This is a genomic window from Ruegeria sp. YTSA168, from assembly GCF_059610045.1.
In genome coordinates this window covers 42,901-58,125 of sequence record NZ_JBXWMW010000014.1, presented here as the reverse complement: position 1 = coordinate 58,125, position 15,225 = coordinate 42,901, and the positions used below count along the sequence as shown (strand labels likewise).

Here is a 15,225-nt window from a genome sequence, read left to right as displayed (position 1 = left end):
ATAATCCAAGAATTGCAGTATCCTAAGTTGCGTGTCTAAATGCGGGTTACGGATAAAGACTCTGAAAGTTGAAGATTTGGACATTAACCAATTTATTGAAAGATGGGCAGCGTCAGGAGGCAGCGAGATTGCGACTGCCCAAACCTTCGCCATTGAACTCACCGACCTACTGGGCGTTGCGCGACCCAACGTCTCAGACGCAGACGGGGATTTTCTGGACTACCGCTTCGAACGACCCGTTACCTTGACCCACACTGGCCGCAAACGGAACGGACGGATCGACCTCTATAAACGGGGGCACTTTATCCTTGAGGCCAAGCAGTTCGTATCTGCCAGAAAGTCGGATCAATCCACTCTCGAGATGTTCCTCGAAAAAGACGCCCCTAAGCAAGCGGGACACGGCAAGCGTGGCACTACCAAGTTTGACGATACGATGCTCAAGGCGCGTAACCAAGCAGACAATTACGCAAGGGCAGTTGCCAAAGAGGATGGTTGGCCTCCTTTTCTGATGATCGTTGATGTGGGCCATGTAATCGAACTCTACGCGGATTTCTCGGGACAAGGGCAAGGGTACAACCAATTCCCAGACGGTAACCGATACCGGATAAAATTAGAGGACCTGCGCCAAGGTGAAACGCGGGAACTGCTGCGCAAGATTTGGACCGATCCCTATAGCCTTGATCCATCGCTAAAATCCGCCGAGGTAACACGAGAGATAGCGGGACACCTCGCTGAGTTGGGTAAGAGTTTCGAAGCACAGGGTCATGAAGGGCATGCCGTTGCCCGGTTCCTGATGCGCTGCCTGTTTTCCATGTTCGCCGAAGACGTAGACCTGATCCCCGAACGAAGCTTCACTGAGTTGCTGATCAAGCTGCGCGGGCAACCCGAGAAAGCTAAACCCATGCTTGAGGGGCTATGGCAGACAATGAACGCGGGTGGCTTTTCCCAAGCCCTTATGTCTGACCTCAAACGCTTCAACGGTGGTCTTTTCAAAGAGGCAGACGCACTACCCCTCGACAACCTTCAACTAGGCTTGTTGATAGAAGCGGCGGAAGCGGACTGGAAGCAGGTAGAGCCTGCGATTTTCGGCACGCTTCTGGAACGCGCGTTGGACAAAAAGCAACGCCACAAGCTGGGAGCGCACTATACCCCTCGGGCTTATGTGGAACGTCTGGTGACACCAACGATTATGGAACCTCTGCGAGAGGATTGGCGCAACGTGCAGGCCGGGGTGCAGCGCTTGACTGCGGATGGTAAGGACGGGGCCGCACTGAAACTGGTTAAGGACTTCCACCATCAGCTCTGTGAGACAACTGTACTGGACCCGGCATGTGGATCGGGCAATTTCCTTTATGTTGCGCTAGAGATGATGAAGCGGCTAGAGGGTGAAGTCACAGCGCTAATCCATGAGTTGGGGGAAAGTCAGACCAGTTTCATCACAATCGACCCGCACCAGTTCCTAGGAATCGAGTTGAACCCATGGGCAGCCAACGTTGCGGAACTGGTGTTGTGGATCGGTTATCTGCAATGGCATTTCCGAACCCACGGTACTGCGTCACCCTCGGAACCTGTGCTTCGTGACTTTAGGAATATCACTAACGCCGACGCAGTGCTGGAATGGGAAGATCGTACGCCCCGTATGGATGAACAGGGCAACCCAGTGACCCGATGGGACGGGGTTACAACGACCATGCACAACGTAACTGGTGAAGAGGTGCCAGACCCTACCGCCCGCGTGCAGGTCTACGACTACAGCAAGCCCAGTGTGACGGTCTGGCCCGAGGCCACATTTATCGTTGGCAATCCGCCTTTCATCGGTTCGTCCCGCCTGCGCGACAGCCTTGGTGATGGCTATACCGAGGCACTGTGGAAAGCCTATCCCACTATCCCACAAAGCGCCGATCTGGTCATGTACTGGTGGGAAAAGGCAGCTCTTGCTGCGCGGAGATATGATGCGAAGAAAGGCACCGGCACACGCCGCTTTGGCTTAATCACCACCAACAGTCTGCGACAGACCTTTAACCGCCGTGTGTTGGAGCCGCATCTGAACGACTCTAATAAGCCACTGTCACTGTTGTTTGCTGTGCCGGACCATCCATGGGTGGATACGCTCTATGGGGCAGCGGTGCGGATTGCCATGACTGTAGGAGGCATCGGCAATCGGGCGGGCAGGTTGTTGACCATCGCCAGCGAGGGAAAACAGGACAGCGCAGAAGCTGACGGAAAGCCTGTGAGCTTTGCCGTGCGGCTTGGTAAAGTCTTTGCCAACTTGCAGATCGGTGCAGATGTGGCAGGGGCGAAGGCCTTGCAGGCGAACGCAGGTATTGCCGGTCGCGGTGTCCAACTGATGGGGCAAGGCTTTCTAGTTGGTCAGGCACAGGTATCAACACTTGTTGGCGAGGATGATGAATTAAACCAAAAGCACTACAAGCGTTATTGCAACGGGCGCGATCTTACGTCGTCTTCTCGAAACCTATGGGTACTGGACTTCTTCGGACTGACCGAGCCCGAGGTCAAAGCCAACTTCCCAATGGCTTATCAACATATTAAAGACTCGGTTTACCCAGAACGCATGCAAAACAACCGTGCCGCCTACCGTGAACGCTGGTGGCAGTTTGGTGAGAACGTTCATGCCGTAAGAAAAGCTCTGGCGACTTTGCCACGCTATGTTGGCACTGTTTATACAGCGAAGCACAGGGTATTTCAGTTTGTCTCTGGTGATATCATTGTTGATGCAACAATTAACGTAATTGCAACTGACGACGCCTCGTACATATCGCTGCTGTCTTCAAAGCACCATGTCATTTGGTCTTTGGCAGCAGGTGGCCGGTTAGGTGTGGGCAATGATCCTCGCTACAACAAGTCGCGCTGCTTCGACCCCTTCCCCTTTCCAGACCTCACAGACGACCAAAAAACCAAACTCCGCACCCTTGGCGAAGAGCTAGATGCTCATCGCAAACGCCAGCTATTAGCGCATCCCAAGCTAACAATGACGCAGATGTATAACGTCCTCGAAAAGCTTCGTGCGGGTAAGTTGATCGAAGGCAAGGACAGAGAGATTTACGATCAGGGTCTCATCGGCATCTTGCGTGACCTACATGATCAGATCGACGCTGTGGTGGCAGAAGCATATGGCTGGCTTGCAGACATCTCAGACGAAGAAATTTTGTTCAAGCTCGTCGCACTCAACCATGAACGTGCCGAAGAAGAGGCACGAGGTCACATTCGCTGGCTGAGACCTGACTATCAGAACCCATCCGGCGCTGTGGCAGAGGTGGGCAAAACTTCGGAAATGGATTTGGGCGCAAAACCCAAGGCAGAGAAAAAACCTCCATGGCCAAAAACCCTGCCCGAACAAATCGCCTCCGTGCGCGAGGTATTGGAGCAGTTGGGTGAAGCAACCCCCGACCAGATCGCACGCAACTTTGCCAGAGGCCGCAAATCCGCCGTACAGCCCTTGCTGGAGGCCCTCGCAGCATTGGGCGAGGCCGAAGAGATCGAAGAGGGTCGCTACGCAGCTTGAGGGCGCGAGGGGATCATAAATTTCCGGCACATTTTTTCGTGCTCCTATCTATGACTTCCCGCACCCGAGTTTCCCCCATAGCCCCCTATTCCGCTGCGCCTCCGCTGCACTTACGCTGCAATCTAGGCGATCCTGTCGGAGTTCGTTAGTCGGCTTGCTGATGTGGGGACTTGCGTACTCGTCGCGGGTGTGAAATGTATAAAGCACTGACAACACAAGACATCTTACTAATGCGATGTTAGTGGCGGCAGTGGAATACAGTACCTTGTTGCACGTGCGGATTGGGTTAGAGCGCTTCGTTTACACCGAAGATGTCGGGAGTTCGAGTCTCTCATCACCCACCACACTATCCCTTTGATACTAAAGAAAACTCTTGCAAATAAGGGCGTTTGTCCGTTTCAAGGTTACAACTTTGGTTACAAAAGGTGTTCCCATGGCAGGCAAGGTAATGCACTTAATCAACCGCAATGGCCGGTATCATGCCCGGCTTGTGGTGCCCAAAGACCTGCGTGGAATCATCGGCAAGACAGAACTCCGCACCCCGTTAGGTGGTGATCGCCGTCAAGCGCTTATGCGGGCCGGATCGTGCTGGTATCCGGTCAGGATGTCATCGCCGAGCACAAGCGGCGCTTCACCCGCTACGTCAGTTATTTTGAACCCTGGCACTATGTTCCCTTGCTGGATCGCAAGCCCGGCGCTCTGCGCGATGGTGCCCCATTCGTGGGCTGGCAAAGGTGGGGATCGGGAGTTCGTCGATCTGCTTCTTCTGGCCCAGGATCACGGGATCGAGGTGGTCGAGACGGCTTGCGAACTGGCGGTGGAACAAAACACCCTGCGCCTTCCCGCCATCATCAACCTGATCAACCAGTTGGTGGAGCCGGTCCTCACGCCGCTCAGCGACACCTATACCTACCCGCAGCTGACGATGCGGCCCGAGGCCGATTGCAAGCGCTATGAGACATTGTGCTCGGCTGAGGAGGCTGCCGCATGAACGCCCTCATCGACCAACTGACCGCCCTTCGCTTACATGGAATGGCAGCTTGCGCCCATGATTTGCTGTCCGCGCGCAAGCCACCAAGTCTGACCACAGCGATAAAGCAACTGATCGACGCCGAGACTGTAGAACGCCGGGTGCGCTCCATCCAGTATCAAATGCGGATCGCGAAGTTCCCCCACCACAAGGACTTCGCCACCTTCGATTACGGCGCGGCGGCCGTCACCCAGAGCCAGATCGAACCGTTCTGCTCAGGCCAGTTCACCGAAGAGGCGCATAACCTCATCCTGGTAGGCGGAACAGGAACCGGCAAAACCCATATCGCCATCGCGCTTGGAACAACGCTGATCAACAACGGCAAGAAGGCCCGCTTCTTTAATGCCGTCGACCTGATCAATGCGCTGATTAAGGAACAGGCCGAAGGCAATGCCGGGAAGATCATTCGGCAACTCTCGGCCCTGGACTGTGTCATCATCGATGAGTTGGGTTACATCCCGTTCCCCAAATCCGGCGGCGCGCTGCTCTTCCATCTGATCAGCAAGCTCTATGAGAAGACCAGCGTCATCATCACCACCAACCTTGAGTTCGGGGAATGGGTCTCGGTCTTTGGCGATGCCAAGATGACAACCGCGCTTCTGGATCGCGTCACGCATCACTGCGCAATCATCGAAACGGGCAACACCTCATACCGGTTTGCACAAAGCAAGCGACGCATAAAAACATAAACGTCCCGCAAGCAAAGCCCCCAGACGGACTCGCTATATGAGGGCGGCCCGCCTGGGGGCTTTGCACCACATAAGGTGGGTCAAATTTAAACGCTGAAACCGGATCAGTTTTGAACGCTCATTGACATTTCACCGTGGCTCTGTTTGGTTCCGGGTTTCTTTCTCATCTCCACTCCTTGGCGGTTACGATGAGCCAGAAACCCTCTCTTATCAAATCGCCCTAAACCGTCCCATTGGTGCTGACGTCAGACACACGGCCCAGGCGCTGCGAGCGCGCGCCATTTGCACAGGTGATGGTGCCGACGTTCGTCATCGTTGGCAGCGAAAACAAGGCCACGCTTCGCGGTGCACGGCTGAGCGCCAACAAGATCACGGTTGAGATCCTTACCGGCGGGCACTTTTTGCATATGGACAACCCTTGCGGTCTCCGGCGGTCTATCTCGGCGTTTTTGTCGCGCAATGCAGAACCAAACAACACTTCAACTGACTTGTGAGGTACTTCATAAAACATAAAAAGCGGTCCGCTTTCGCAATCCTCATCGCCGTGGCCGTCGCAGTCTTTGTCGCTATCACGCAGGGCAATTAACCTTTCGGCGCTCAACCCCCCGCTAAAGCACGATCGGGAAAGCATCGCTTACGAAAATCATTAACTAGTCGCCGGAGCCGTATATGCCAAACACAGGATTGTATCATGAGCTTCTCTTTTTGCCGCCTACCGACCGTCTCGCGGCTGGCGTCTGCTATCGCGCTTTTACTTGTCATGTCGGACGGTCACGCGTTTGCACAAACCGTCTTGCGCGGCCTGCCGGAGCAAATCTCGGCCGATACCCGTTACATCATCTATGTGCACGGACGCATTATCGAAACCGAAGGCCCCGAGGCCGTTTCGGACCGGTTTGGCCCTTACGATTTTAAAGGCATCACCGAGGCCCTGTCTTCACGCGGCCATGTCGTGATAGCGGACCTGCGAGAGCCGAGCGGGCTGGAATATGTCGAAACAATCGTCGGCCAGGTACGCGCCTTGCAGGGTGCCGGTGTCCCAAGTGATAACATCACGGTCGTCGGGTTCAGCAAGGGCGGATACATGACGCTGCGCGCCGCGCGGGAGCTGCGAGACCCAGAGGTCAACTACGCGATCCTCGCCGGCTGCATCGCCGAGACGATCGCCGGAGACGACCTGTCCGCCGACGGCCTCGACGGCCGTTTGTTGTCGATGGCCGATAACATCGATGGCCTGGGCTTCCCGTGCACTCCGCTTTTCGAGCGCAACGAACAACTCTCCAGTCCGATATCCATTGTCTTCCACGAAGGGACCGGGCATGGGCTCTTCTATGCCGCCGACCCGGTGTGGCTCAGCCCGCTGATGGCCTGGATTGATATGCCGGAGGGGCGCGTGGAACCAAAGCACTCACACTAAGTGATCTCCGGAACCTTTCATGACAAAACAAGCGAGATATCTGACCCACCCGCAGGTGGCGATTGACCCAAAGATCCCGGTCCCGGAATGGGGATTATCGGAGACCGGCCTTGCCCGCGTAGAAAGCCTTGCGCGGGCAGCGCCCTGGCCTAACACAACGCGCATCGTTGCCAGCGCGGAAAAGAAGGCCATCGAGACCGCGGCATGCCTGGCTGCGGCTTGGCAGGTTCCGATGGAGGTCTGTCCGGAAATGCACGAGAATGACCGGTCTGCGACGGGCTACCTTTCTCCACCTGCCTTCGAGGTTGCGACAAACCGCTTCTTTGCCGCACCAGGCGAGAGTTTCCGCGGCTGGGAAACGGCCGAGGCGGCACAGGTGCGGATCGTTAGCAAGGCTTTGGATTACGCCTGGCATCACTTTGATGGGGATATGCTGTTTGTCGGTCATGGGGCTGTGGGCACATTGCTCTATTGTGCCTTGGCCGGGCGTCCGATCGACCGGCGATACGACCAGCCCCAAGGCGGGGGAAACTGGTTTTCGTTCGACATCGATAGTCGGCAAGTCCGCCACCATTGGCGCTCTATGGAAGAAGCATTTGACGCACAACGCGAGGCAGATGTCGCACTCGGGAAAGCGGCACACGCATGAGCACGGCGCTTCACTGGACCAAACGTGGAGAGGGTCCACCGCTTTTGCTTCTGCACGGGTTCACCGGGGTTGGCACCGACTGGGACGCTGTCTTTGGAGACACCGTCACCGACTACACACACGTGATGCCGGATTTACCGGGCCATGGCACGTCCCTGCCCCTCGACAGGTTCTCCTTTCGCCAGGCTGCGCGCATGGTGGCGGATGACTTACATGAGATGGGCGTCGGACCGCTTCCTGCGATGGGCATGAGCGGTGGTGGGCAGGTCTTGCTGCACCTTGCAACGGGGGTGCCAGAGCTGATCACAGGCTCCGTCCTCGTCAGTACGGCCGCCTACTTTCCCGCGGCAGCGCGCGCCCTGATGAGGCAAGCGACGGCTGACGCGCAACCGGATGACGCCTGGATCGAAATGCGCTCCAAACATCCCGGCGGCGATGCCCAGGTGCGGGCCTTGTTCGAGACTGCCCACGGGTTTCACGCAAGCTACGGCGATGTCGCGTTCACGCCTGACCTTCTGGCACGTGTCTGCGGCCCATGCCTCGTGGTTCATGGAGACGCGGATCCGCTTTATCCGGTGACGAGCGCCATGGAGCTTTATACAGGCTTGCCGAATGCCAGCCTGTGGGTCCTGCCAGGGGCCGGTCATTGTCCGGTCTTTGGTGATCACGCGCAGTTGTTCGCCGAGGTCGCGCTCCGATTTCTGGCGGATGCGCAATACGGGCGATGAGACGCTCCATATACAAGGGATTTCACGATGATTGGCTATGTAACACTCGGCACCAACGACCTCGAAAGGGCCAGCACCTTCTACGACACTCTATTGGCTCTGTTCGGCGCAAAGCGCGCTTATACGCTTGAACGTATGATTGCTTGGAGCAACGATCCGGCCAAACCAATGTTGGTTGTCACGCACCCGAGCGATGGCAATCCAGCTGGGCCGGGCAACGGTGTCATGGTCGCGTTGATCTGTAAGGACGCCGATCACGTGCGCAGCGCCCACATGCGGGCGATCGATCTCGGGGCAGAAAATGCTGGCTCGCCAGGAGCTTATGGCGAACAGTTTTTCGGGGGATACTTTCGCGACCCTGACGGCAATAAAGTTTGTGTCTTCGTCACGACCTAGGGCATAGCGACCACGCACTTCAGTGTTCGTCTCCGCCCGACAGAATCCTCAAGCGCGCGGGACATCCGCCAGCCATTCGTCGCCAGCGTTGATTTGCTGTTGCGGCGTTTTGGGCGAAATCTCCAGGATCCGTGTGGGTCTCACTGTATCTGCCGCGCCGGTCCTGCGTTTTTTCCAACTGTGCTTTTCGCGATGGGAAAGTAAATTAGCGCCGAGAGCTCATCTGGCGCGGCGTCTGGTGTTGTGCTCAGATAGGTTTCAAACATCCAGCCGGGACGGAACTTCGCGCCGACCTGATTGAACCCGGCGCGCACGCAGCGGTTCCATGTCAGGTACAATGCGGCCAATGGGCCGTAATGTGGGAACACCGCATACAACCCTGCATCAAACCTTTTCCAGTCGGAGGGCCATGTCAGTTCCACATGCTCGGGCAAAATCGCGCCGTAATAGGCTTTTGCGTTGAGGTCGCGGAACCCTGTGGGCGCTTTGCACACCGCGGTGCAGATCATGGCGGGTCTGCCATCCAGCTCTTTCCGCAAGTCCCCAAACTCCTGGTGGATTTGCGCCGGGTCTTCGAAGAATCGTCCGTCGCGAACTCCTTGTGTCTCCCGCGCGCACAGCCAACAGTCGGAGATTGAGACCTCGTCCCAATGCGCGCAGAAGTTGCGAGACCTCTGAGACAAAAGATATGGCCGAGCAGGCAGGTCAGAGCACCGCGACAGCCTGCCGGTTGCCCGAAACTGCCGGGGGCTGGTCCCGAAATGGCTGCTGAACGCACGGGTCAGGGCGGCGTGTGTCTGGAACCCTGACTCGAGCGCAATGTCGATCACCCGTTGCTGCGTGTCTCGCAGAAGCTGGGCCGCACGTTCCATCCTGCGCGCCCGAATATAGCCTGCAACGGTTTCTCCGGTCACGGCCGCAAACTGCCGCTGGAAATGGTGCTGCGCCATCCCCGCCATCCGCGCCAGCGTGGCGGTGCGCCACGGCGCTGCAAGGTCCGCTTCGATGCGAGAGCACACATCAGAGATGCGCAAGGATGGGGCGCGTGGCATGGGTTAACTCGCGTTCGGGGCGCTTGCGACAAGCGATGCGACATCACCCACCTCCAAGGCCGGAAGTGCCTCTTCGATGGCCTCCTTCGGCCAATCCCACCAGCGCAACTCGAGCAGGGTTTCGATGTCTTTATCCGTGAAACGCATGCGGATGACCTCGGCGGTGTTGCCTCCGATGACCGCATAATCGGGAATGGTGCCTCGGACAACAGCATTGGCCGCATCAATCACACCATTGCCCAGTTCGGCACCGGGCAGGAGCACCGCGCCACGTCCGATCCAGCAATCATGGCCAACAATCGTATCACGGCCCCGAGGCAGGCTCGAGCGGTAGCCGCCAAAGCGGGGCGGATCAAAAACGGCAAAAGGATAGGTCGAAAGCCCGGCCATCGGGTGATTTGCCGTGGCTGTAAGGAACTCAACCCCTTCGGCAATCTGGCAAAAACGTCCGATCGTTAACCGCTCAGGGGCACCGGGGAACAGGTACGGTGCAAGTGTTTCGGCATAGCTTTCCGGTAGACGTCTGTCGTTGTAGTAGGTCCAATCACCGATCTCGATGTTCGGGTGATCGATAACCTGATTCAGGAACACCGTGGCGGGGTCATAATTACCATCTGGGAACACGAGCGGGTTGCGCAGCGTTGGATCGGGCAAGGTGTTAGGCATTGTGTGCGGTCCTGTTGGGAAGGCTCGGTCGGTCAGGTGTGGGACCTTGGCCATGTGATACTTGGTTCATCGAAGTCGCCATTTCTATCGTCGGGTTGTCTCAAACATCTGCCATCTTCCTTTTTAGACTGCGCCCAATCGCCGCTGCGCCAAACTCATTTGACGTGTCGCCGCCGCCGAAATGATTGCGGCTTTGCACAGGGTGTTTTTGCTGATGTTAACGGCCCGTCTCCACACTTGCCCGCAAACCGTCCGCGATCCGTCTTGCGGCACGGCGACCGCTGCGTATTGCACCTTCGACGTACCCTGCAAAGTCAGTGTCAAGCTCGGCTCCCGCGAAAGACACCGGCCCGGACCATTCCGCGAGTTGTGCCGCGGCATCCGCAGGTCGGTCATTGCGGACATAGACGTTGTACCCACCGCCGGACCACGGATGGTCGACCCAGATGCCTTCGTCGATGACGTGCGGGTGGGCGGCCTGTGCCCCGAGAACGCTGGAAAGGTCTTTCAGAAGAAACTCATTGCGCTCTGTTTTGGTCAGACTGGCGCGTGCGCGGGCCTCCGGGCCACCCAAGAACGCCGTCAACCTCGGTTTTCCTTTATCGTCAAAGCTGGTGTCTCGGACTTCCAAGCCAAGTGGGGAAGCAAACGACACTGATCCGCTGCGCCCATGTGCGCGCCAGAAGGCACGATCGTAGACCAGGGTTGTTTTTATCATGGCCCCGTCCGAAAAAGCCGACAGTAAGGCATGTAACTCTTCGCTGCGGTCAATATCGAATGCTATCCGGCGCGCTATAGTCGGCGGGACGGCAACAATCACACGCTCCGTGTGATACCCCCTCGAGGCCGTCGATCCCTGAACGCCGTCTTCATCGACGGCAATGCGTGTGACCGGCATACCCAATTCAGGCTTCCGGGAAAGCGTGCTTGCAAGCCGTTGGACGATCCGAGTCATACCTGCAGTCAAATGAAACTCCGAGTCGGTTGGACCTGTACGACCTATTAGCTTTCTTCATTGCGAGGGCGCTTATCTCGTCGGGATGTGCGCCGAATTGCTCGGTGATGACCGTCCGCACGATAGCCTCATCTTCGGCGCAAAGGAGCAGACGGCTGATCGCACATCCAAGGCTATCTTTCGGCGGGGTTGAGCGTGTGAATGCAAACTCCGCTCCACGTTTGACTTCGCCAAGACTATCCCAAGGCGCGGTCCACCAGCGGTACAAGGCCAGCGTCGAATCGAAGATTTCCCTTGGTGAAGACCAGGATCGAATGGCATCGTCCAAGAGTGCCTCGGCTTCATCTGCAGAAACAAGGTCGCTGCGTTGCAACACCTCTTGATTCACGTAGCAAAGATCGCGTCCCGTTGCTGGTACAGGGGACAGGTGGACCTTCCTGATCCACGAGCTCAAGGAACGCATTCATGTCACCATTGACCATTTGCGCGCCGCCATCATGCTCGGCAGTGTGGATTCGACCGCCGAGTCGCGGTTGCGCTTCGATCACCTGAGCGGATGCACCCAAACGTTCCAACTCTGCTGCTGCCGCCAAACCAGCGGCGCCGCCTCCAACGACAACAACATTGACTTCCGGCATTGTGTTTCTCTCCCATGGATTGAGCAAATGCTCAACAGTTTTTGGCGATGTCAAGGTGGAGTCGGCGTGAGCCGGTTGTTCGGACAAGAACGCCGCGAACAGATCATTGAAAGCGCATTCGAAGTCACTCTGAAAAAAGGTTTGGTCGGGCCCGCGACACGAGATGCAACCCGTCGCCACTTGGTTCTCTGCTGCCGATTGCTCGCGCAGCGAAGACCTGCTTCCTGCAACTGAAACGTCGGCCTAATAATGCCTTCGATCTACAAAGTCCTACGCCTTGGCGCGATATTGCGATGGCGTCATCCCGATCTCACGCTTGAAAGCCGAATAGAACGATGAGCGAGAGTTGAACCCAACGTCAAAAGTTATGGTTAGAATGGTGTCGTCAGTGCTGCGTAACCGATCGGCGGCATCACGAACCCGCCACCCATTCACGTAATCAAAGAAACGCAATCCAATTTTCTCGTTCAAAGCCTGTGACGCGTAGTGAGTCGTTACTCCGATCTTGTCTGCCAGATCCCAAAGCGAAAGATCAGGCTCAAGGTAGAGCTTCTTGTCCTGCATCAGCGCTTCTATCTTTGCCGCAATCCTATCAAGGCGATCGTCACTTAAGCCCGACTTGCCGTATTTTCTGAACTGCAAGGGTTTCGATCCGCTGATCGGTGCCGTTGCTTTTGGCGGAACAAGTCCCGGTCGTTGCCGCGTACCCCACAAAGCGATGCTCCACATCAAAGCAAAGCGGACGATAATTGCGGCTGCAAGTGAATCAAGCATGGCCACGCCCGGAAAGGACAGTTGTAGTTCCGTGGCAATGATTCCCAGTAAATTGAATATCCAAAATATGAAGACTGCCGCCGCGAGCCACCAGGCCCAAGCCAATTCGCGGCCCTCTGTACTGGCAAACAACTCCTTCAATCGGCTTCTATACTGCCTCAGTCTTCGGAGGATCAAAAAAGCGTAGATCGGAACAAGCGCATAGAAGAGTACCGTCGCGCCATACAGCCCAAGAAGTGCGATAGTTTGCCATATCACCAAATCCTTCGCACCAGGTCTTAGGCCGGCTTGCAGTGAGGGAGGCAAAAGCAAGATGTAGGCATAGACGATACAGGCAAATCCGATGGGTAGTATGTGCCAAACACGCCGCACAGGGACCGTTTTCTGTGTGGTATCTTTGGTCAGGCGATAGACATAGAGCCACAATAGATACGGCTGCACCATTGTCAGCGGGATCTCACCCAGTTCAAGCGCGATCATCGCGGGCCCCGGGCGTTCAGTTGGAAACAGAACAGAAACGGGAAGTGCCAACAGATCGGCCGCGCTGGCCATAAAGAACATGGCAAGTGGCAGCCGACTGTAGCGATCGCGGTCGGGCAACAGAAGAACGTTGCTGCAAAACAGTGACAAAACCAAAATGCCAACAGCCGCAGTTAGGCGCAATGTCTCTAGATCGAAATGTGTCGGTACAAGGTCCATAAACAAAGGTCATTTATTATGCAGTGCAAGGGCGCAACCAACACTGATTGGGTGCGCCCTGTGTCCTAGAGTTTTCGTTCAGAAGAGGAAACAGTCTTCTGTCAATGGGTCGCAAGAGGTTCCAAAAATCATAACCTCCGCGTCGCCATAGCTAATTGTTGTGAAGGTGCCATGCGTTTCTATTTCAAGATCGTCAAAGGCAATCCCGGTTTGAGAAAAGTCGAGGAGGTCTTCTTCTGCGTTGAAGCCGAAGATGCGATCCTGACCGGAATTTTCCTGGAAGACAAACGTGTCTGCTCCGTCACCGCCCCACATCAAATCGCGTCCGGTGCCGCCGTTCAGTATGTCGTCACCCTCGCCACCACGGATCATGTCATCACCTTCCCCGCCGGACAACGTGTCGTCGCCATGACCGCCACGGACGTGATCGCGCCCGTCACCCCCGTCGATGATGTCATCCCCGTGATCGCCGCGCAGAAAGTCATTTCCCTCGCCGCCGGAAATGCTGTCATCACCATCGCGCCCCCGGATGAAATCGCGCCCTTCACCCCCGTCGATCTTGTCGTCGCCATGGCCACCACGCAGATGATCATTGCCGGCGCCGCCGATCAGTTGGTTGTCGCTGTGCGCTGCATCAGGTGTTTGGCGAAGAACGTCGATGAAATCCCGACCATCTGTGCCGATCGACAGGGTCGAGCCGTCCGAAAAGGTGAAGCGGCCCGTATCCAGATCACCCAGCCGGCCATCGAAAGTCAGGCTGGCGTTGCCCAGTTCCAAAACTGTTTCCGGCCCGCCCGGCGCATCTTCATCCTCTGTCAGCGAAACATCGGCTGCTGTGCCATCGATCGTGAAGCTTTCGTCTGATGGGTCGAATTTGGCCCAGTTGTCGTCGTTGTAAATTGCGGAAAACGCTTCGAGCAAAAGATAACCGGGTTCGATCTGGGAAAATGTCGTTGCAATCGAGAAGATCGTGCCGGATTCGACATGCAAGTAGGTCGCCGTGTTTGTTCCGAGTGTACCGCCCGAGAACCCAATGAACTGTTGCCCAAACAGAACGGCTGACACCAGACCAAGGCTTTCTCCCTCCAGGCTTGGGGTGCCATCTTCTGCACGGAAGTCCAGCATCTCTTCCAGTTGTTCGGGGGGCAGCAGCGTCCGAGAGACCAGCAACGCGTCCATGAAACGAATGATGTCCGAAGTAGTCGATACAACACCGCCAGCCGCACCGAAATCCATGGGTACATCTGAGACGTCCCTAATTTGGCCGGGGAAAATCTCCGCATAGGACCGAAGCATACCATCTGTGTCGAACTCGGATCTCATTGAGCTGTCATCCATGCCGACGACCGAGAAGATGCGGTCAGACATCACTTCTGCAAAACTGTCGCCGGTCTTTTGTTCGATCAGCTTTTGCAACAGCAGGTAGTTTGTATTTGAGTACGCGTACCCCTCACCAGGCGCAAAGTCCGCAGGCTGATTTGCGGCCAGGTCCAACAACCTGTCTGGCCCCAACGTCTGCGTTGGATCGGCCAAGAGCAGTTCGATGAATGCCGGCAAGTCACCTTGACCCGGAACCGTGTTGAAATCGGGGATACCAGACCGATTTGCCAGCAACTCGCGCACGGTCACTTCCCCAATGTTGGGAATGTCTTCGAGACCCGTGAGGTTCATCTGCTCTGCCAAAGGCGCGTCGAAATCGATGACGCCTTCACCGACCAGCTGTTGCACGATCACAGATGTCATCATCTTGGTCTGCGACCCAACTTCAAACGTGTTGTCCGTGCTGGCAGCTTCAGAGCCATAGCGTTCAGTCGTTCCGGCTGCATTGCGGACCGACAAACCGCCCCGCGCGATTTCCATGAGCACCGCAGGCGCGTCTTCGTTATCTTCGGCAAAGTCCTGCAAAGCTTTTGCAGGGCTGGAGTTCAGGGCGTCGGGGTCAAATAGGGACATTGTGTCAATCCTTGTTGATGTCAGAATAAAGACGGACCGTGCGGCCCGTTGGGCAT

14 protein-coding genes are annotated in these 15,225 nt (G+C 56.5%); 7 read left to right on the top strand and 7 right to left on the bottom strand.

The annotated features are described in order from the left end of the window. Positions 1-76: 76 nt before the first annotated feature. The 3 genes from AC2FFE_RS18550 (at position 77) to istB (ending at position 5,242) form a co-directional block, all read left to right on the top strand. Complete coding sequence (locus tag AC2FFE_RS18550; RefSeq protein WP_496847349.1) at positions 77-3,523, top strand: class I SAM-dependent DNA methyltransferase; 3,447 nt, start codon at positions 77-79, stop codon at positions 3,521-3,523. A gap of 433 nt (positions 3,524-3,956) precedes the next feature. Next, positions 3,957-4,514, top strand: a complete 558-nt coding sequence (locus AC2FFE_RS18545; RefSeq protein WP_496847348.1) for a DUF6538 domain-containing protein — start codon at positions 3,957-3,959, stop codon at positions 4,512-4,514. Further along, entirely contained in the window at positions 4,511-5,242 is a 732-nt protein-coding gene (istB, locus tag AC2FFE_RS18540; protein ID WP_496847347.1) for an IS21-like element helper ATPase IstB, read from the top strand. The genes AC2FFE_RS18545 and istB overlap by 4 nt, the downstream gene beginning before the upstream one ends. 220 nt (positions 5,243-5,462) lie before the next feature. Here the strand turns inward: istB and AC2FFE_RS18535 are convergent, their stop codons facing one another. Next, on the bottom strand, positions 5,463-5,843 hold the full coding sequence (locus AC2FFE_RS18535) for a hypothetical protein (RefSeq protein ID WP_496847346.1): 381 nt from the start codon (positions 5,841-5,843) through the stop codon (positions 5,463-5,465). Between the two features lie 90 nt (positions 5,844-5,933). On the opposite strand from AC2FFE_RS18535, the gene AC2FFE_RS18530 reads away from it, so the two are divergent. The 4 genes from AC2FFE_RS18530 to AC2FFE_RS18515 are packed head-to-tail and all read left to right on the top strand — an operon-like array spanning position 5,934 to position 8,432. Beyond that, a complete protein-coding gene (locus AC2FFE_RS18530) occupies positions 5,934-6,659 on the top strand; it encodes an alpha/beta hydrolase family protein (RefSeq protein ID WP_496847345.1) in 726 nt (241 codons plus the stop codon). 19 nt (positions 6,660-6,678) lie between these two features. Further along, the gene (locus tag AC2FFE_RS18525) at positions 6,679-7,308 is read left to right on the top strand and encodes a histidine phosphatase family protein (RefSeq protein WP_496847344.1); all 630 of its coding nucleotides are present in this window, start codon (positions 6,679-6,681) and stop codon (positions 7,306-7,308) included. After that, positions 7,305-8,036, top strand: a complete 732-nt coding sequence (locus AC2FFE_RS18520; protein ID WP_496847343.1) for an alpha/beta fold hydrolase — start codon at positions 7,305-7,307, stop codon at positions 8,034-8,036. Before AC2FFE_RS18525 ends, AC2FFE_RS18520 begins: the two co-directional genes overlap by 4 nt. A 27-nt stretch (positions 8,037-8,063) precedes the next feature. Then, positions 8,064-8,432, top strand: a complete 369-nt coding sequence (locus AC2FFE_RS18515; RefSeq protein WP_496847342.1) for a VOC family protein — start codon at positions 8,064-8,066, stop codon at positions 8,430-8,432. Between the two features lie 140 nt (positions 8,433-8,572). Here the strand turns inward: AC2FFE_RS18515 and AC2FFE_RS18510 are convergent, their stop codons facing one another. The 6 genes from AC2FFE_RS18510 to AC2FFE_RS18485 form a co-directional block, all read right to left on the bottom strand. Then, positions 8,573-9,484 (bottom strand): helix-turn-helix domain-containing protein, encoded by a 912-nt coding sequence (locus tag AC2FFE_RS18510; protein WP_496847341.1) that lies wholly within the window; start codon positions 9,482-9,484, stop codon positions 8,573-8,575. Between the two features lie 3 nt (positions 9,485-9,487). Next, positions 9,488-10,150, bottom strand: a complete 663-nt coding sequence (locus tag AC2FFE_RS18505; protein ID WP_496847340.1) for a CatB-related O-acetyltransferase — start codon at positions 10,148-10,150, stop codon at positions 9,488-9,490. Positions 10,151-10,367: 217 nt separating this feature from the next. Continuing rightward, on the bottom strand, positions 10,368-11,117 hold the full coding sequence (locus AC2FFE_RS18500; RefSeq protein WP_496847339.1) for a flavin monoamine oxidase family protein: 750 nt from the start codon (positions 11,115-11,117) through the stop codon (positions 10,368-10,370). Positions 11,118-11,446: 329 nt separating this feature from the next. Next, on the bottom strand, positions 11,447-11,923 hold the full coding sequence (locus tag AC2FFE_RS18495; RefSeq protein ID WP_496847338.1) for an FAD-dependent oxidoreductase: 477 nt from the start codon (positions 11,921-11,923) through the stop codon (positions 11,447-11,449). 90 nt (positions 11,924-12,013) lie between these two features. Then, positions 12,014-13,216 carry a helix-turn-helix transcriptional regulator gene (locus AC2FFE_RS18490; protein WP_496847337.1) on the bottom strand — a complete coding sequence of 401 codons (1,203 nt, stop codon included), beginning with the start codon at positions 13,214-13,216 and terminating at the stop codon, positions 12,014-12,016. Between the two features lie 78 nt (positions 13,217-13,294). Then, complete coding sequence (locus AC2FFE_RS18485) at positions 13,295-15,169, bottom strand: serine hydrolase (RefSeq protein ID WP_496847336.1); 1,875 nt, start codon at positions 15,167-15,169, stop codon at positions 13,295-13,297. Positions 15,170-15,225: the final 56 nt, after the last annotated feature.

What these genes read in the sequence shown, in the direction of transcription:
- AC2FFE_RS18520 (WP_496847343.1), top strand. Translation starts at nt 7,305, where the DNA reads ATGAGCACGGCGCTTCACTGGACCAAACGTGGAGAGGGTCCACCGCTT.
- AC2FFE_RS18490 (WP_496847337.1), bottom strand. Translation starts at nt 13,216, where the DNA reads ATGGACCTTGTACCGACACATTTCGATCTAGAGACATTGCGCCTAACT.
- AC2FFE_RS18530 (WP_496847345.1), top strand. Translation starts at nt 5,934, where the DNA reads ATGAGCTTCTCTTTTTGCCGCCTACCGACCGTCTCGCGGCTGGCGTCT.
- AC2FFE_RS18515 (WP_496847342.1), top strand. Translation starts at nt 8,064, where the DNA reads ATGATTGGCTATGTAACACTCGGCACCAACGACCTCGAAAGGGCCAGC.
- AC2FFE_RS18505 (WP_496847340.1), bottom strand. Translation starts at nt 10,150, where the DNA reads ATGCCTAACACCTTGCCCGATCCAACGCTGCGCAACCCGCTCGTGTTC.
- istB (WP_496847347.1), top strand. Translation starts at nt 4,511, where the DNA reads ATGAACGCCCTCATCGACCAACTGACCGCCCTTCGCTTACATGGAATG.
- AC2FFE_RS18485 (WP_496847336.1), bottom strand. Translation starts at nt 15,169, where the DNA reads ATGTCCCTATTTGACCCCGACGCCCTGAACTCCAGCCCTGCAAAAGCT.
- AC2FFE_RS18510 (WP_496847341.1), bottom strand. Translation starts at nt 9,484, where the DNA reads ATGCCACGCGCCCCATCCTTGCGCATCTCTGATGTGTGCTCTCGCATC.
- AC2FFE_RS18545 (WP_496847348.1), top strand. Translation starts at nt 3,957, where the DNA reads ATGGCAGGCAAGGTAATGCACTTAATCAACCGCAATGGCCGGTATCAT.
- AC2FFE_RS18525 (WP_496847344.1), top strand. Translation starts at nt 6,679, where the DNA reads ATGACAAAACAAGCGAGATATCTGACCCACCCGCAGGTGGCGATTGAC.